This window comes from Mycobacterium sp. SMC-18 (assembly GCF_045310895.1).
GTDB lineage: Bacteria > Actinomycetota > Actinomycetes > Mycobacteriales > Mycobacteriaceae > Mycobacterium.
Genome location: NZ_JBJIAL010000008.1, coordinates 37,925 through 53,565 on the forward strand (window position 1 = coordinate 37,925; position 15,641 = coordinate 53,565).

A 15,641-nucleotide genomic window follows, 5' to 3' on the forward strand; every position below is an offset into this window, starting at 1 on the left:
AACGAACTTCATGACCCTGACCGCTCTTGGCAACGACTACTGGTCCATCGTCGGACACGGCGCGTCGGCCATCGCGCTGTACGCGATCGTCGGCGGCGCGCTGATGATCCTCGGCTTCTTCGTGATCGACTGGACCACGCCGGGACCGTTGCGCGAGCTGGTCCGCTCGGGCCGGCCGAATGCCGCGGCGGTGGCCGCCTCGGGTGTGCTGTCGATGGCCTTCATCGTGGTGCTCGCCATCTACAGCTCGACGGGCGACCTGGCCGGCGGCCTGATCAAGACGCTGGTCTTCGGCCTCGTCGGCATTGCCGCACAGGCGCTTTCGGTGCGCCTCATCGGCGCCGTCAAGGGCCTCGACATCGGCGAGATGCTCCACGAGGAGAAGTTCTCCCCGGTCGTGCTCGACGTCGCGGCCGCGTACCTGGCGTTCGGCCTGATCGTCGCCGCCGCGATCCTCTAGTCGGGCGGCATCAGGCTCGTCAGCGTCTCGCGGAACTGCCGGCGCTGGGCCGGGCTCAAGTTGGCCAGCAGGGCGTCGTCGGCTGCGCGAATCCCGGCGTCGGTCTTGCCCAGCAGGGTGCGGCCGGCCCGGGTCAGCTCGGTGGGCCGGGAGCGTCCGGCTGCGACGGTCGAGGGCCGGGTGATCAGGTCGCGGTCCTGCAGCGCGCGCACCACGATGTTCATCGCCTGTGGTGACACCCCGATGAAGCGTGCCATCTCGGCATTGGACATGCCGGAGCGGTTGTCCAATATGCGCAGGCAGACGTACTGCGGGAAGCTCAGGCCGAGCGGTTCGAGAACGTTGGCGGTGATCTCGGCGCGCAGCGCGTTGGCGATACGGCTGAGTAGATAGCCCAGGGGAGCGTCTTCACCTTCGAACATGTCAATTATATTGACATATATCAAGCTCGTTGATAAACCGGAGGTATGACCAGACCCACAGATGCCATGTTCGAAAGCGCGTACCGCGGCGAGGCTCCCGAGATGGGTGCCCGGCCGCCGTGGAGCATCGGCGTGCCGCAGCCCGAGATCGCCGCGCTGATCGACGCCGGCAAGGTGCACGGCGACGTCCTCGACGCCGGTTGCGGCGAGGCCGCCACCGCGATCTATCTGGCCGAGCGCGGCTTCACCACCGTGGGTCTGGACCAGTCGGCCACCGCCATCGAACTGGCCCGGGCCGAAGCTGCCCGGCGCGGCGCCCACAATGCCAGCTTCGAGGTCGCCGACATCAGCGACTTCACCGGGTACGACGGCCGCTTCGGCACCATCATCGACAGCACGCTGTTCCACTCCATGCCCGTCGAACTCCGGGACGGCTACCAGCGCTCGATCGTGCGGGCCGCCGCGCCCGGCGCCACCTACATCGTTCTCGTCTTCGACCGCGGCGGCATGCCCGCCGGCCCGGCCAACCCGGTGACCGAGGACGAGCTGCGCGATGTCGTCGGCAAGTACTGGGTGATCGACGACATCTCCCCGGCACGCATCCACGGCAACATGCCCGACGGTTTCGGCGCGACCGGCGCCCCCGGCGGAGGTTTCGCCGACGTCGACGTCAGGGACGAGCCGAACGGACTCAAGTCGGTTCGCGCGTGGTTGTTGCAGGCGCACCTGGGGTAGTCCGTCGGGTAGCCGCCCGCCCATCGGGTTCCACCCTCCTTGCCTCCGGCACGATCGCCATGAGGCAGGATGGAGCCGCTGCCGATCGCCGGGGCAGTTGTGACTTGTGGGGACCGAAGGAGTCTGATGGGCAGCCCAGACAACGAGGCAGACAACGGTGGCCAGAGTTTGATCCGGCCGGCCTACAAGCGGGTATTGCTCAAGCTCGGTGGTGAGATGTTCGGCGGCGGCGCGGTGGGCCTGGACCCCGACGTCGTCGCTCTGGTCGCCCGGCAGATCGCCGAGGTGGTCCGCGCCGGTGCCCAGGTCGCCGTCGTCATCGGTGGCGGCAACTTCTTCCGCGGTGCGCAGTTGCAGCAGCGCGGCATGGAGCGGACCCGCAGTGACTACATGGGCATGCTCGGCACCGTGATGAACAGCCTTGCGCTGCAAGACTTCCTGCAGAAGGAAGGCATCGACACCCGCGTGCAGACCGCCATCACCATGGGGCAGGTCGCCGAGCCGTACATCCCGCTGCGGGCCCGTCGGCACCTCGAGAAGGGCCGCGTGGTCATCTTCGGCGCGGGCATGGGCCTGCCGTATTTCTCCACCGACACCACCGCCGCGCAGCGCGCGCTGGAGATCGGTGCCGAGGTGGTCCTGATGGCCAAGGCCGTCGACGGCGTCTTCACCGCGGACCCGCGTGAGGTGCCCGACGCCCAGATGATCACCAGCATCACCCATCGTGAGGTGTTGGAACGCGACTTGAAGGTCGCCGATGCCACCGCGTTCAGCCTGTGCATGGACAATGGCATGCCGATGCTGGTCTTCAATCTGCTGACCGAAGGCAATATCGCGCGCGCGGTCGCGGGTGAGAAGATCGGAACGCTGGTCTCCAGCTAGAGCTGGGGCCGGGCGAGCGGGACTGACGGGAGAAGATGAAGTGATCGAGGAAACCCTCTTCGATGCCGAAGAGAAGATGGACAAGGCCGTCGCGGTGGCCCGTGACGACCTCGGGTCGATCCGCACCGGCCGGGCCAACCCGGGCATGTTCAACCGGATCAACATCGAGTACTACGGCTCGATGACGCCCATCACCCAGCTGGCGAGCATCAACGTCCCCGAGGCGCGCTTGGTCGTCATCAAGCCGTACGAGGCCAACCAGCTCAAGGCCATCGAGGACTCCATCCGGAACTCGGACCTCGGCGTCAACCCGAGCAACGACGGCAGCGTCATCCGCATCTCGATCCCGCAGCTGACCGAGGAACGCCGCCGGGAACTGGTCAAGCAGGCCAAGGGCAAGGGCGAGGACGCGAAGGTGTCGGTGCGCAACATCCGTCGCAAGGCGATGGACGAGCTGTCCCGGATCAAGAAGGACGGCGAGGCCGGCGAGGACGAGGTCGCGCGCGCCGAGAAGGACCTGGACAAGACGACCGCCACCTACACGGCTCAGATCGACGAGCTGGTCAAGCACAAGGAAGGCGAACTGCTCGAGGTCTGAGGATCTCCAGCCGTCCGCATCCGCACATTCGTGGCCACCGAAACCACCCCCACGGGGGAGCCCAAGAAGACATCGCGCGCCGGGCGCAATCTGCCCGCCGCCATCTCCGTTGGCGTCCTCCTGGGCGGCACCGTCATCGCCACCCTGCTGTTCGTCCCGCAGCTGTGGGTGGCGCTGGTGGCTCTGGCCGTCGCGCTGGCCACGCACGAGGTGGTGCGCCGGCTACGTGAGGGTGGCTATGCCGTCCCGGTGATCCCGCTGCTGATCGGCGGCCAGGCGATGATCTGGCTGACGTGGCCCTACCGGGAAGCCGGCGCCCTCGGGGCGTTCGGTGCCACGGTCGCGCTGTGCATGATCTGGCGGTTGTTGTCCGGCGGGCTCAAAGCGGCGCCGGTCAACTACACGCGCGACGTGTCGGTGACGATCTTCCTGGCGTCCTGGGTACCGCTGTTCGGCGCCTTCACGGCGCTGCTGATCTACCCGCACCAGGGCGGCTACCACGAGGGTGCCATGCAGGTGTTCTGCATGATGCTGGGCGTCGTGGCCTCCGATATCGGCGGCTACACCGCGGGCGTGCTGTTCGGTAAGCACCCGATGGTGCCGGCGATCAGCCCGAAGAAGTCCTGGGAGGGCTTCAGCGGGTCGCTGCTGTTCAGCATCGTCGTCTCGGTGCTGTCGGTGCACTACCTGGCGGGCCGGCCGCTGTGGGTCGGTGTGCCGCTGGGCATCATGCTCGTCATCACGGGCACGCTCGGCGACCTGGTGGAGTCGCAGGTCAAGCGCGACCTCGGGATCAAGGACATGGGCACTCTGCTGCCCGGTCACGGCGGTCTGATGGACCGGATCGACTCGATTCTGCCGTCTGGAGTGGCGGCGTGGCTGGTGCTGGAGTTGCTGGCCTGACGGTCCGCGCCACGGCCCGCGAATTGAGCCAGCAGGCCAGCGCGCCGAGCACCAGGCCGACCACCACACCGAGGTCTGGGCGCTGGCCCAGCAGCAGCCACGACAGCACGCCGGCGATGGCCGGGATGACCGCGAACAGCATGGCCACCGCGGCGGCGCCGTAGCGATCGATGGCCCGCACGTACATCGTCATGCACAACGTCGCGTTGAGCAGCACCACAGCCCCCACTGCCAGCACCGCGGTGTGCACGTTGGTCACTGTCCACGGCATGACGGCGGCCAGAATCGCCACCGGGACCAAGGAAGCCGCGTTCTGCACCGCAGCGGTGGCGCGGAAATCCACGCCGCGGCAGAACCGCTGCTGGTAGACGCCGCCGGAGGCCAGCGCCAGCAGCGAGACGACCAGCAGCACGATCACCGCGTCGACGCCACCGACCATCAGCAGCCGCTGGGCGCACGCGGCCAGCACCGCCAGTGCGCCGAGGATCAGGGCGACGACGCGCATGGCGGTCAGACGCTCGCCCAGGAACACGGCGGCCAGCAGCGCGGTGGCGACCGGGTTCATCGAGATGACGACGGCACCCAGCACCGCGGGAGCGCCGTGCATCAGTGCCAGGTACAGGCAGATGAACTGCACGGCCTGCGTGAGCAGGCCACTGATCACGACGTGCACCAGCCGCGTGCCAGTGGGCCATTTCACACGCGCGGCCAGGGCCCACGTGGACAGGATGGCGGCGGCGAGGCCGAATCGGAACACCAGCGTCGCCATGGGTGTCAGGGCCGAAACCGCAAGGGCACCAATGGGATAACCCAATGCGTAGACGAAGGCCAGGAGCGACGCGGGACGGGGCGGCATGGGCTCATGGTGAGTGTTCATAGACGCCGAGTCCAACGATTTTCGGCTGTGATTTCGTCCCGGGGGTGCCGTCGGTGCGATACTGAAGCCCGTTATGGCCGTTTCCCTTCCTCTGGTGTTCGATGCACCGCGCCGCGGCATGCCGCCGCGGCACCTGGCCGACCTCGATGCCGAGGGACGCGTGGCGGCCGTCACCGAGCTGGGATTGCCGAAGTTCCGGGCCAAGCAACTGGCCAACCAGTACTACGGGCGGTTGATCGCCGATCCGCACGAGATGACCGATCTGCCCGCATCGGTGCGCGATCAGGTGGCCTCGGCGCTGTTCCCCGACCTGATCACCCCCGCGAAGCAGATTCAGTGCGACGCCGGGGAGACCCGCAAGACCCTGTGGCGCGCGGTGGACGGCACCACGTTCGAGTCGGTGCTGATGCGCTACCCGCAGCGCAACACCGTCTGCATCTCGTCGCAGGCCGGCTGCGGCATGGCGTGCCCGTTCTGTGCCACCGGTCAGGGCGGCCTGAAGCGGAACCTCTCGACCGCCGAAATCCTGGAGCAGGTCCGCGCGGCGTCGGCCGCCATGCGCAACGAGCACGACGGCCGGCTGTCCAACATCGTCTTCATGGGCATGGGGGAGCCGCTGGCCAACTACAACCGGGTCGTGGCCGCCGTGCGCCGGATCACCGCGGCGCCGCCGGAGGGTTTCGGGATCAGCGCCCGGTCGGTGACGGTCTCGACCGTCGGCCTGGCACCCGCGATCCGCAAACTCGCCGACGAGAAGCTGGGGGTGACGCTGGCGCTGTCACTGCACACCCCCGACGACGAGCTGCGCGACACGCTGGTCCCAGTCAACAACCGGTGGAAGGTCTCCGAAGTTCTCGAGGCCGCCCGGTATTACGCCGACGTCACCGGTCGCCGGGTGTCGGTCGAGTACGCGCTGATCCGCGATGTCAATGACCAGCCTTGGCGCGCAGACCTTTTGGGCAAGAAACTGCACCGCGCGCTCGGTCCGCTGGTGCACGTGAACCTGATTCCGCTGAACCCGACCCCCGGCAGCGAGTGGGACGCGAGTCCCAAGCCGGTCGAGCGGGAGTTCGTGCGCCGGGTACAGGCCGCCGGGGTGTCCTGCACGGTGCGTGACACCCGCGGCCGCGAAATCGCCGCTGCCTGTGGGCAATTGGCGGCCGAGGGCTAGCCGGCTAGCGCAAACCGACGGCGTGCCGCAGCTGCGCCAGTAGTTGCTCGGTGTCGTCGCTCGGGACGAGGTAGTGCGACACCGCGATCCGGATGGCCGTGGCGGCCTTCAGTTCGGCGTTCGGCCCGGACAGCAGCTTCTGCAGGCGGGCACGCATGGTCGGCACCACGTTCGGCAGCTGGGCGAGCACGGCCTCCGGTTCGATGTCGATGACCCGTACGCCGGAATAGGTCTTCTGGTACTGCACGATGAATTGCAGTGCGGCATCGAGCTTTTCGTTGCCGCGCAGCCCTTCGGTGGCCGCGGTCATGCCGTCGACGAACAAGTCGCGCTCGTACCGTCCGAACGACTCGAGCAGAGCCTCCTTGGAGGCGAACCAGCGGTACAGGGTGGGCCTCGAGACGCCGGCCTGCGTGGCGACCTCGGACAGGCTGAGCTTGGTCTGGCCCTGACGGGCAAGCACTTCCGCGGTGGCCACCAGGATTCGGCTCGGGGTCGAGGCGTCCTCGACGGAGCTGCCCTGATTGCTCGCCGTGCTGTCCACGAAACAGATGGTACTACCCGGTAACTTAGTCGACGGTTCCGGTGAGTCCGAGTTCGGCCAGCGCTTTGCGGGTGGAATCAGCCAGTGCCGCTTTGGTGTTCGTCTCGCCCGGTTCCCATGCGGTGACCGTCACGATCATCGACGTCGGTGTCTGGCACAACACCAGGAACAGGTGGCCGTTCAGACGCTCGAGGTCCACCGGGGTCAGGCCCGGCTCGACCAGGCGGGCGTGGAAATTGTCGGCGTCGGTCCCGTCGGGCCGGTTGAACGCGGGCGGGAACTGGCCCAGGTTGGAGCAACCGATGGGCTTGCCGACCTTGAGCACCATCTTCTCGAGCCGCCGCACCGCGAACTTCGGCACCAGGGGAGTGAGGGGAAGCGGCGTGAGCATCATGCGGGTCCACTCGTCGACACCGGCCAGTTCGCGCTTGACGTCGCTGCGCAACTCGGACAGGTCGGTGCTGACCTTTTCGGGATCCGCCATCACGGTGATGGTGCTGAGGGCATTGCCCCGGGTGTCGCCCTCGGTGCGGATGTTGACGGGGAACGACAGCATGGCGCGGCCGTCGTCGCCCAACCGGCCCACCACCAGCCCGAGCCGGGCAGCGAGCGCGGCGAACAGCACGTTGCTGGTGCCGCCGAGGGCTTTCGCGCGCTGGTACCACTCGTCGATGCCGATGTGGACGACGACGAACGGCGGCGTCACCGGCGTGGTGATCCCGCTGGACACCGGCGCGCTCACCGATTTGGCCGACGCCGCCAGGTCGCCCTTCTGGTCGCGGGCGATCTTGACCGCGCCGACCACGGCCTTGAACCAACTGGGCACCGAGCGCACCGTCTGGCGGAGGTCTTCGCGCAGGGCCTCGCGCCGGGTACGGGCCCCGGCGATCGGGTAGCCGAGATCGCGCGGCGACCCGTTGACCGCGTCGGCGACGGCCTCGGCAATGGCCAGGCCGTCACCGACGGTGTGCGACACCACGAGCGACACGGCCGCGCCGCCGCCTTCGAGTTGCTGCACGCCGAGGTGCCACGGCGGACCGTGCTCGGGGTCGACGGGGATGTAGCCGCGTTCGTTGACCCAGTCGTTGATCTCGGAGACGGGCCGCGTCCCGGGAGCGATGTCGAGGTCCACCGGCCCGGTGGAGCGGACCCACCGGTGGCGGCCGAACGGCAGCGGCGACCGCTCGATGCGGCGGCCCAGCAGGCCGCCGCTACCCAGGTTGCGGTGCAGGCGGCGCAGGCCATCCAGGTTCACCGGATGTTCGTAGATCCAGGTGTATTGGATGAGCGGGCCGCGGCCCAGCGCCCGTAAGCCGGTGAAGGAGGCTTGATCTCCCAGGTCGATCGTGTTGTCGGCTACGGTCATATCGCGAATGTTACCCAGCCCACAATATTTCGCTGCGCGAGCCTGTGAGTTGTCTGGGGGAAGGTCACCTGGCGAATCGGTCGGGAGGGCCTGCCACGCTATGATGGATTGAGAATTTCTTCAATCCATCAAATAGGGGGCCGTAGATGGTCGACAGCGTGCTCGACGGTCCCGAACGGCCGCTGTACGAGATCAAGGCGAACCTCTTCAAAGCGCTGGCGCACCCAGCGCGCATCCGGGTGCTGGAGATCCTGTCGACCTCCGAGGGCCCGACTCCGGTGAGCGACATCCTCGCGGCCAGCGATATCGAACCGACGCTGCTCTCCCAGCATCTGGCCGTGCTCAAACGTCATCACGTGGTCAGCGGCTACCGGGCCGGCAACGCGGTGTACTACACGCTGGCGCATCCGAAGATCGCCGAACTGCTGCTCATCGCGCGGACCTTCCTCGCCGATACCCTTGCCGCCCAACGTGATCAGCTCGATGCCGTCGGCTCGTTGCCGCCGATCGGCACCAGCCGATGACCACGCTCACCGCCGACCGCATCACCCGGCTGCTGCCGTCGCGCGCGGACTATGCCGGCCTGAGTCGCTCGTGGCGCCGCGATGTCCTCGCCGGCGTGACGGTCGGAGTGGTCGCGTTGCCGCTCGCGCTGGCGTTCGGCATCAGTTCGGGTGTAGGTGCGGCGGCCGGTCTCGTCACGGCGGTTGTGGCGGGTCTGGTGGCCGCGGTCTTCGGCGGATCGCACGTTCAGGTATCGGGGCCGACCGGGGCGATGACGGTGGTGCTGGCGCCGATCGTCGCGCAGTACGGACTGGGCAGCGTCGCCGCGGTCACGATCCTGGCCGGGATCATCGTCGCGGTGGCCGGCCTCACCGGCGTGGGACGCGCGGTGACGTTCATTCCGTGGCCGGTGATCGAAGGATTCACCCTCGGCATCGCGGCCATCATCTTCCTGCAGCAGGTTCCGGCCGCATTCGGGCAGGCGGCACCGGCCGGACGGTCCCCGTTGGTGGCCGCGGGCGTCGTCGTCTCGCACATCGATATGGACGCGGCGCGGCCGGCTCTGCTCGTCACAGCGCTGGTGGCGGTCCTGATGATCGGGCTGCCCAGGCTGCATCCCGCGGTACCGGCGTCCCTGGTGGCCGTTGTTGTGGCGACCGCACTGGTGGCCGGTACCGGAATGTCCGCGCCCCGCATCGGGGAGCTGCCGTCGCGGCTGCCCGCTCCCGTCTGGCCGCACGCCGACCTCGCGGTGCTGCACTCCCTGTTCGGCGCGGCACTGGCGATCGCCGCGCTGGCCGCCATCGAATCGCTGCTGTCGGCGCGGGTCGCGGCGACGATGTCCCCGACGGGGCCCTACGATCCGAACCGCGAACTGGTGGGACAAGGGTTGGCGTCGGTCGCATCCGGGGTGTTCGGCGGTATGCCGGCCACCGGCGCCATCGCCCGCACCGCGGTCAACGTGCGGTCCGGCGCGCGAACCCGCGTCGCGGCCATCGTGCACGCGCTGGTGTTGCTCGCCGTGGTGTACCTCGTCAGCGGACTGGTCGGGACCATTCCGCTCGCGGCGCTCTCGGCCGTGTTGATGGTGACGGCGTTCCGGATGATCTCGCCGCACACGGTCATGCGGATTCTGCGGTCGACGCGTTCGGACGCGCTGACGTTTGTGCTGACCGCAACCGTCACAGTCTGTTTCGACCTGATCCAGGCCGTCGAGATCGGGATCGCGGCGACGGCGTTGTTCGCGCTGCGCACCCTGGCCCGGCGCAGCAGCGTCACCCGCGAGGACTTGCCGGGGCCGTATGTGCCGGGCGACGAGCGCATCGCCGTGCTGCGGCTCGACGGCGCGATGTTCTTCGGTGCGGCCGAACGGATTTCGACCGCGATCACCGACGGCAACCATCCCGAGACGTCCGTCGTCATCATCAGGCTGTCGCAGCTCGGCATGCTCGACGCGACAGGCGCGCACACCTTGACGCAGATCGTCGAAGACCTCGAGGCGCGCGGCATCACCGTGATCATCAAAGGGGTCAGGCCCGAGCACCGGGACCTCCTCGCGGGCGTCGGCATCATCGACTCCCTGCGGCACGAGAACCATCTCATCGAAAACTTGGACGATGCCATCGCCCACGCCCGCAGCCACACCACCCGCAGCGCCTCGAAAACCCATCCAGGCAAAGGAAACCCGATATGAGTCTGATCGACGAGCCACGCCTCGGCGACGACGTTGCCGTCCACCGGAAGGCGTCCGAGGTACGCCCGGGCTCGGGTGTCCTGGTGATCAACCGCGGTCCCGGACCCGGCGGCCAGTTCCTGCTGGCCGACGAAGTCGTCGCCGCCGGCCGGCACCCCGACAGCGCGGTGTTTCTCGATGACATCACCGTCAGCCGGCACCATGCCGAAATCCGTTGGCTGGACGACGAATACTGGATCATCGACGCCGGCAGCCTCAACGGCACCTATGTGAACGGGACCCCGGTTCAGGCCCTCCCACTCACCAGCGGTGACGAAATCCAGATCGGCAAGTTCCGCCTCGGCTTCACCTGCCGGTCGCAGGACCGGTGACCGCGCCGGTCTGATCTGGGCCGTCCGCCGACCCTGCCGTATATAATGTGCCGGTGGATGAGCAGTCGCCAGACAGGGTTGTGAGCAAGGAAGCCGCCATCGGACCGGAGGCCCGGTTGTCGTGGCTGTTGTCGTGGTTGGCCGGCATGATCGGCGCGGTCGCGTTCCTGCACAGTGCCGGATACTTCGTCACCTTCATGACGGGCAACACCGAACGCGCCGTACTCGGCTGGTTCGACGTCGCGGAACGGCAGAAAGTGTCCGGAGCCGGGCCGCAGGCGGCGTTGTGGTTGATGGCCTGCTTCCTGGCGGGGGTCTTCGTGGCGTCGTTCCTGCGGCGCAGGTACTGGCAGAACCATCCGCACGGGGCCACGGCCCTGGTGACCTTCGGCCTGTTGGTGGCGTCCGTCGTCGAGCTCTATGAGGACGGCTGGTACTACGAGGACGTCAACTTCACCGGCATCCTCATCATCTGTTTCTCGGTGGGCGCGCTGAACACCAGCTTCGTCAAGAACGGTGAGGTAGCGGTACCGCTCAGCTACGTCACCGGCACGGTCGTCAAGCTGGGACAGGGGCTGGAACGCCACATCTGCGGCAACGGCACCGTCTACGACTGGCTCGGCTATCTCGCCCTGCTGGGGTCGTTCATGATCGGCGCGGGCGTGGGTGGCGGGCTCGCGGACCGCCTCACCGGCCCGCAGCTGATCGGCACCGTTGGATTGATCTGTGGCGCAACGACACTCGTGACGTTCTTCCATTCGGACAAGCGGCACCGGGAGCCCGAGGCCGCCGCCTAGAACGCGTCAACGACAAAGGCCACGAACTCGCGAGAGTTCGTGGCCTTTGCCGTAAAAGATCGAGGTCAGCGGATCCAGCCGCGACGACGCAGCCACCAGCCGCGCACGACGATCACCATGATCAGGATGGCGAAGCCGATCAGCCAGGCGTCCTCGACGTGGCCGACGTGGTTACCGCGCAGCATCACCAGCAGGAAGATGGCCGACAGGATGCCACCGGCCTGAATCACGCCGCGGTTCATCTTGGACCAGCCCCACTCGGCAGAGGGGACGTCCTCGACGTCGACTCCGGTGCTTCGTTCGACCTCGGTGGTGGCCACGGCTACTCCTTAACGATCCGGTGGATTGCCGACATTCTTACATACGACGCTCGGTCGTATTCGTGGGAGGAGCGCTGCGGGTGGGTGTCGTCGGCGCGGGCGCCGCGATGTGTGGCGTCAAAATGACGCTTGTGGTGACACCGTAATGGTGTCATATTGGTGTCATGGATCTGCAACCGTATGTCGACGGAGTTCGGCTGGAGTTGGAAATCGCCGCTGCGGCCGGCGGCGAGGAAGCCGCTGAACTCGCCGAACGGCTCACCGCGCCGCTGGACTCCGCCTTGCGGCTCGCGCTGCTCGAGGCGCTGTCGGAGGCGGCCGAGCACATCACCCGCGAGCTGGCGCCCGCGTCGGTCGACGTGCGCCTGCGCGGTCGAGACCCGGAATTCGCCGTGACCGGGCTGTCGGCCGAAGCCGATCCACGCAGTGCCGACCCCGATGCGGAGCTGCCTGACGGGGACGTCGCAGTCCCGGCCGGCGACGACGGCGGCACGTGGCGCGTCACCCTCCGGCTGCCCGAGGGGCTGCGCAGCGGCGTGGACGCCGCCGCCCGGCGCGACGGCCTGTCGGTCAACGCCTGGCTGGTTCGCGCGGTCGGCGCCGCGCTCGGCGGGCCGGCGCCACGTGACCGGAAGCGCGGCAACACCGTCACCGGCTGGGTCCGCTGACGACGCCGAACCGAAGAAAACCCATCCACCGATCGGAGACCACAATGCGAACCTTTCCCACGCCCGGCCCCATCACCGCCACGATCGAACTGGGTGCCGGCGCGGTGCGCATCACCGCCGCCGACCGCGCTGACACCGAGGTGCGCGTCACGCCGCGTGACCCGCTGCGGGCAGCCGACGTCCGAGGGGCCGAGCAGGCGCACATCGATTTCGCCAACGGCGCGCTGACGGTGACCGTCGGCAAGAAACTGCTGTCACTGTCGCGCGGCGCGGTCAACGTCGACATCGCGATGCCGTCGCTGTCGAGGCTCGCTGTCGCGGTGTCGTCAGCGGACCTGCGGGTCGACGGCACGATCGGCGACTGCCGGTTCGACGCTGCCAGTGGCACCGCTGCGCTCGACGCTGTCGAGGGAAACATCAAGGCCGCCACCGCTTCCGGTGACGTTGCCGCTCGTCGCGTGGTGGGCAACGCCAACGTAGCCACGGCGTCGGGGGAGCTGTCGATCGACGGCCTCGACGGCGGCCTGAAGTTCCAGGCGGCCAGCGGTTCGGCGACCGTCGGCACCTTGCGCGGGAGCGTGCACAGCCGGACCGCATCCGGATCGCTGACCGTCGCCGGCGCCGAGTCGGGATCGATCTCCGCCGCGACCGCCAGCGGCGACGTCGAGGTCGGCGTGGCCCAGGGGACCGCCGCGAACCTCGATCTGGACAGCCGGTCGGGGACCGTGCGCAGCGACCTGACTCCCGCCGCGGGCCCCGAGCACGACGACCGGCGGCTGACCGTGCACGCCCGCACCGCCTCGGGCGACATCACGATCCGCCGCGCCACGACCGTGCCTGCCTGACGCGGCCCGTCCCGGCGATCCGTCATTGCTGATCTGGATGTGCCACCGACGGCGCCGAAGCCAGGCCGGGGCGGCACAATAGAGACGTGAGTGAGCGGCTACGAGTCCTGGTGCTCGGCAGTACCGGGTCGATCGGTACCCAGGCGCTGGAGGTGATCGCCGCCAACCCCGACCGGTTCGAGATCGTCGGCCTGGCGGCCGGCGGCGGCAACGCCGAACTGCTGGCCCGGCAGCGCACCGAGACCGGCGTCACCAACATCGCCGTTGCCGACCCCACCGCAGCCGAGCGCATCGGCGACGTCACCTACGCGGGTGACGACGCCGCCACTCGGCTGGTCGAGGACACCGAGGCCGACGTCGTCCTCAACTCTCTGGTCGGCGCGCTCGGTTTGAAGCCGACGCTGGCCGCACTGCACTCGGGTGCCCGGCTCGCCCTCGCGAACAAGGAATCGCTGGTCGCCGGCGGCCCGCTGGTGCTCAAGGCGGCGCAGCCCGGCCAGATCGTGCCCGTCGACTCCGAACATTCGGCGCTGGCCCAGTGCCTGCGCGGTGGCACCGCCGACGAAGTGGCCCGCCTGGTGCTCACCGCGTCGGGCGGACCGTTCCGCGGTTGGGCGGCCAAGGACCTCGAGGCCGTCACGCCCGAGCAGGCCGGTGCCCACCCGACCTGGTCCATGGGCCCGATGAACACCCTGAACTCGGCGTCGCTGGTCAACAAGGGGCTCGAGCTCATCGAGACCCACCTGCTGTTCGGCATCGACTACGACCGCATCGACGTCGTGGTGCACCCGCAGTCCATCGTGCATTCGATGGTCACGTTCACCGACGGCTCGACGCTTGCGCAGGCCAGCCCGCCCGACATGAAGCTGCCCATCGCGCTGGCGCTGGGCTGGCCGGCCCGCGTCCCGGGCGCCGCCTCGGCGTGCGACTGGACCACGGCGGCGACCTGGGAGTTCGAGCCACTGGACGACGACGTCTTCCCTGCGGTCCGGCTGGCCCGCGAGGCGGGTACCCGCGGCGGTTGCCTGACCGCGGTCTACAACGCCGCCAACGAAGAGGCCGCGGCCGCGTTCCTCGACGGCCGGATCACGTTCCCGGCGATCGTGCGGACCGTTGCTGAAGTGCTGGGCGCTGCGGATCAATGGGCCGCCGAACCCAGTACCGTGGATGACGTACTCGATGCGCAGGATTGGGCCCGGGACCGGGCGCGGCGCATCGTCGCACAGGAGGTTGTGCCCGCCCGATGATGTTCGTGATCGGTATTGCGCTCTTCGCGCTGGCCATTCTGGTCTCGGTGGCCCTGCACGAGTGCGGTCACATGTGGGTCGCCCGGGCCACCGGGATGAAGGTGCGGCGGTACTTCGTCGGCTTCGGCCCGACGCTGTGGTCCACGCACCGGCCCAACCGGCTCGGCACCACCGAATACGGGCTCAAGGCCGTGCCGCTGGGCGGCTTCTGCGACATCGCGGGCATGACGTCGGTCGACGAGATCGCGCCGCAGGACGAGCCCTACGCGATGTACAAGCAGAAGGTGTGGAAGCGCGTCGCCGTCCTGTTCGCCGGACCGGCGATGAACTTCATCATCGGCCTGGTGCTGATCTACGGCATCGCCGTCACGTGGGGCCTGCCCAACCTGCACCCGACGACGACCGCGGAGATCGGTGAGACCGCCTGTGTGGCGCCGCAGATCACCAAGACGGGGGACAACCTGTTCGGGCCGTGCCCGCACCCGGGCGCCGGCCCCGCCGCGGCGGCGGGCCTGAAGGCCGGTGACACGGTGGTCAAGGTCGGCGACAAGCCGGTCAGCACCTTCGAGGAGATGGCGAAGGCCATCCGTGGCCTGAGCGGCACTGTCCCGGTCGTCTACGAACGCGGCGGCCAGACGTTCACCACCACCGTCAACGTCGAGCAGACGCAGCGATTCACGAACAAAGACTCCGACACCGCTGCAACGGTCGGTGCCATCGGCGTGACCGCGGCGCCGCAGCCCGGACCGACGCAGTACAACGTGCTGACCGCAGTGCCCGCGACGTTCACCTTCACCGGCGATCTGGCCGTCGAACTGGGCAAGTCGCTGGCGAAGATCCCGACCAAGGTCGGTGCCCTGATCCACTCGATCGGTGGCGGCGAGCGCGACAAGGAGACCCCGATCAGCGTCGTCGGGGCCAGCATCATCGGCGGCGACACCGTCGACCGCGGCCTGTGGGTGATGTTCTGGTTCTTCCTGGCGCAGCTGAACTTCGTGCTGGGCGCGGTGAACCTGCTGCCGCTGCTGCCGTTCGACGGTGGACACATCGCGGTCGCGGTCTTCGAGAAGCTGCGCAATATGATTCGCGCGTCCCGTGGCAAAGTCGCCGCGGCGCCCGTGAACTACCTCAAGCTGATGCCTGCCACCTACGTCGTGCTGGTGGTGATCGGCGGCTACATGCTGCTGACCGTGACGGCAGACCTTGTGAACCCCATTCGAATCTTCCAGTAGGAGACC

Annotated in this window: 19 protein-coding genes; 14 read left to right on the forward strand and 5 right to left on the reverse strand. The window is 68.3% G+C overall.

Features of this window, described 5'->3' with window-relative positions:
- The first annotated feature begins 10 nt into the window (after positions 1 to 10).
- Positions 11 to 460, forward strand: coding sequence for a DUF350 domain-containing protein (locus ACJH6J_RS09265; RefSeq protein WP_212811838.1), 450 nt, complete (start codon positions 11 to 13; stop codon positions 458 to 460).
- Here the strand turns inward: ACJH6J_RS09265 and ACJH6J_RS09270 are convergent.
- On the reverse strand, positions 457 to 882 hold the full coding sequence (locus ACJH6J_RS09270) for a MarR family transcriptional regulator (RefSeq protein ID WP_318984320.1): 426 nt from the start codon (positions 880 to 882) through the stop codon (positions 457 to 459). The genes ACJH6J_RS09265 and ACJH6J_RS09270 overlap by 4 nt on opposite strands.
- Positions 883 to 927: 45 nt before the next feature.
- On the opposite strand from ACJH6J_RS09270, the gene ACJH6J_RS09275 reads away from it, so the two are divergent.
- From ACJH6J_RS09275 to ACJH6J_RS09290, 4 genes are all read left to right on the forward strand, one after another.
- Positions 928 to 1,617 (forward strand): class I SAM-dependent methyltransferase, encoded by a 690-nt coding sequence (locus tag ACJH6J_RS09275; protein ID WP_212811836.1) that lies wholly within the window; start codon positions 928 to 930, stop codon positions 1,615 to 1,617.
- Between the two features lie 126 nt (positions 1,618 to 1,743).
- Positions 1,744 to 2,499 carry a UMP kinase gene (pyrH, locus tag ACJH6J_RS09280; protein WP_406801331.1) on the forward strand — a complete coding sequence of 252 codons (756 nt, stop codon included), beginning with the start codon at positions 1,744 to 1,746 and terminating at the stop codon, positions 2,497 to 2,499.
- 40 nt (positions 2,500 to 2,539) lie between these two features.
- Positions 2,540 to 3,097, forward strand: a complete 558-nt coding sequence (gene frr / locus ACJH6J_RS09285; protein WP_212811834.1) for a ribosome recycling factor — start codon at positions 2,540 to 2,542, stop codon at positions 3,095 to 3,097.
- A 30-nt stretch (positions 3,098 to 3,127) separates the two neighbouring features.
- A complete protein-coding gene (locus ACJH6J_RS09290) occupies positions 3,128 to 4,000 on the forward strand; it encodes a phosphatidate cytidylyltransferase (RefSeq protein WP_020102016.1) in 873 nt (290 codons plus the stop codon).
- On the opposite strand, the gene ACJH6J_RS09295 is transcribed toward ACJH6J_RS09290, so the two are convergent.
- Positions 3,891 to 4,856, reverse strand: coding sequence for a DMT family transporter (locus ACJH6J_RS09295; RefSeq protein WP_406803846.1), 966 nt, complete (start codon positions 4,854 to 4,856; stop codon positions 3,891 to 3,893). The genes ACJH6J_RS09290 and ACJH6J_RS09295 overlap by 110 nt on opposite strands.
- Positions 4,857 to 4,950: 94 nt before the next feature.
- Between ACJH6J_RS09295 and rlmN the strand changes: the two genes are divergently transcribed.
- Positions 4,951 to 6,048, forward strand: a complete 1,098-nt coding sequence (gene rlmN / locus ACJH6J_RS09300; RefSeq protein ID WP_212811832.1) for a 23S rRNA (adenine(2503)-C(2))-methyltransferase RlmN — start codon at positions 4,951 to 4,953, stop codon at positions 6,046 to 6,048.
- Between the two features lie 4 nt (positions 6,049 to 6,052).
- On the opposite strand, the gene ACJH6J_RS09305 is transcribed toward rlmN, so the two are convergent.
- Together ACJH6J_RS09305 and ACJH6J_RS09310 are read right to left on the reverse strand one after the other, a co-directional pair.
- Complete coding sequence (locus ACJH6J_RS09305) at positions 6,053 to 6,592, reverse strand: TetR/AcrR family transcriptional regulator (RefSeq protein WP_212811831.1); 540 nt, start codon at positions 6,590 to 6,592, stop codon at positions 6,053 to 6,055.
- A 25-nt stretch (positions 6,593 to 6,617) separates the two neighbouring features.
- Positions 6,618 to 7,958: a hypothetical protein gene (locus tag ACJH6J_RS09310; RefSeq protein WP_212811830.1), complete on the reverse strand. Its 1,341-nt coding sequence runs from the start codon at positions 7,956 to 7,958 to the stop codon at positions 6,618 to 6,620.
- Between the two features lie 146 nt (positions 7,959 to 8,104).
- Between ACJH6J_RS09310 and ACJH6J_RS09315 the strand changes: the two genes are divergently transcribed.
- From ACJH6J_RS09315 to ACJH6J_RS09330, 4 genes are read left to right on the forward strand one after another with little or no spacing between them, the layout of a single operon-like run.
- Positions 8,105 to 8,482, forward strand: a complete 378-nt coding sequence (locus ACJH6J_RS09315) for a metalloregulator ArsR/SmtB family transcription factor (protein ID WP_029118369.1) — start codon at positions 8,105 to 8,107, stop codon at positions 8,480 to 8,482.
- Positions 8,479 to 10,155 carry a SulP family inorganic anion transporter gene (locus ACJH6J_RS09320; RefSeq protein ID WP_406801330.1) on the forward strand — a complete coding sequence of 559 codons (1,677 nt, stop codon included), beginning with the start codon at positions 8,479 to 8,481 and terminating at the stop codon, positions 10,153 to 10,155. Before ACJH6J_RS09315 ends, ACJH6J_RS09320 begins: the two co-directional genes overlap by 4 nt.
- Complete coding sequence (locus ACJH6J_RS09325) at positions 10,152 to 10,526, forward strand: FHA domain-containing protein (RefSeq protein WP_061001106.1); 375 nt, start codon at positions 10,152 to 10,154, stop codon at positions 10,524 to 10,526. The genes ACJH6J_RS09320 and ACJH6J_RS09325 overlap by 4 nt, the downstream gene beginning before the upstream one ends.
- A 53-nt stretch (positions 10,527 to 10,579) precedes the next feature.
- Entirely contained in the window at positions 10,580 to 11,323 is a 744-nt protein-coding gene (locus tag ACJH6J_RS09330; protein WP_406801329.1) for a YoaK family protein, read from the forward strand.
- A gap of 65 nt (positions 11,324 to 11,388) precedes the next feature.
- Here the strand turns inward: ACJH6J_RS09330 and ACJH6J_RS09335 are convergent, their stop codons facing one another.
- Positions 11,389 to 11,643, reverse strand: a complete 255-nt coding sequence (locus ACJH6J_RS09335; RefSeq protein ID WP_212811827.1) for a DUF2631 domain-containing protein — start codon at positions 11,641 to 11,643, stop codon at positions 11,389 to 11,391.
- Between the two features lie 164 nt (positions 11,644 to 11,807).
- Here ACJH6J_RS09335 and ACJH6J_RS09340 point away from each other — a divergent pair, with 164 nt between their 5' ends.
- From ACJH6J_RS09340 to ACJH6J_RS09355, 4 genes are all read left to right on the forward strand, one after another.
- A complete protein-coding gene (locus ACJH6J_RS09340) occupies positions 11,808 to 12,311 on the forward strand; it encodes a histidine kinase (RefSeq protein WP_406774914.1) in 504 nt (167 codons plus the stop codon).
- A gap of 44 nt (positions 12,312 to 12,355) precedes the next feature.
- On the forward strand, positions 12,356 to 13,156 hold the full coding sequence (locus tag ACJH6J_RS09345; protein ID WP_406774915.1) for a DUF4097 family beta strand repeat-containing protein: 801 nt from the start codon (positions 12,356 to 12,358) through the stop codon (positions 13,154 to 13,156).
- A gap of 86 nt (positions 13,157 to 13,242) precedes the next feature.
- Positions 13,243 to 14,403, forward strand: a complete 1,161-nt coding sequence (gene dxr / locus ACJH6J_RS09350) for a 1-deoxy-D-xylulose-5-phosphate reductoisomerase (RefSeq protein ID WP_406774916.1) — start codon at positions 13,243 to 13,245, stop codon at positions 14,401 to 14,403.
- Positions 14,400 to 15,635 carry a M50 family metallopeptidase gene (locus ACJH6J_RS09355; RefSeq protein ID WP_406774917.1) on the forward strand — a complete coding sequence of 412 codons (1,236 nt, stop codon included), beginning with the start codon at positions 14,400 to 14,402 and terminating at the stop codon, positions 15,633 to 15,635. Before dxr ends, ACJH6J_RS09355 begins: the two co-directional genes overlap by 4 nt.
- Positions 15,636 to 15,641: the final 6 nt, after the last annotated feature.

Coding starts and splice junctions, on each gene's coding strand:
- ACJH6J_RS09265 (WP_212811838.1), top strand. CDS start 11: ATGACCCTGACCGCTCTTGGCAACGACTACTGGTCCATCGTCGGACAC.
- ACJH6J_RS09270 (WP_318984320.1), bottom strand. CDS start 882: ATGTTCGAAGGTGAAGACGCTCCCCTGGGCTATCTACTCAGCCGTATC.
- ACJH6J_RS09275 (WP_212811836.1), top strand. CDS start 928: ATGACCAGACCCACAGATGCCATGTTCGAAAGCGCGTACCGCGGCGAG.
- pyrH (WP_406801331.1), top strand. CDS start 1,744: ATGGGCAGCCCAGACAACGAGGCAGACAACGGTGGCCAGAGTTTGATC.
- ACJH6J_RS09295 (WP_406803846.1), bottom strand. CDS start 4,856: ATGCCGCCCCGTCCCGCGTCGCTCCTGGCCTTCGTCTACGCATTGGGT.
- rlmN (WP_212811832.1), top strand. CDS start 4,951: ATGGCCGTTTCCCTTCCTCTGGTGTTCGATGCACCGCGCCGCGGCATG.
- ACJH6J_RS09310 (WP_212811830.1), bottom strand. CDS start 7,958: ATGACCGTAGCCGACAACACGATCGACCTGGGAGATCAAGCCTCCTTC.
- ACJH6J_RS09315 (WP_029118369.1), top strand. CDS start 8,105: ATGGTCGACAGCGTGCTCGACGGTCCCGAACGGCCGCTGTACGAGATC.
- ACJH6J_RS09320 (WP_406801330.1), top strand. CDS start 8,479: ATGACCACGCTCACCGCCGACCGCATCACCCGGCTGCTGCCGTCGCGC.
- ACJH6J_RS09325 (WP_061001106.1), top strand. CDS start 10,152: ATGAGTCTGATCGACGAGCCACGCCTCGGCGACGACGTTGCCGTCCAC.
- ACJH6J_RS09340 (WP_406774914.1), top strand. CDS start 11,808: ATGGATCTGCAACCGTATGTCGACGGAGTTCGGCTGGAGTTGGAAATC.
- ACJH6J_RS09345 (WP_406774915.1), top strand. CDS start 12,356: ATGCGAACCTTTCCCACGCCCGGCCCCATCACCGCCACGATCGAACTG.
- ACJH6J_RS09355 (WP_406774917.1), top strand. CDS start 14,400: ATGATGTTCGTGATCGGTATTGCGCTCTTCGCGCTGGCCATTCTGGTC.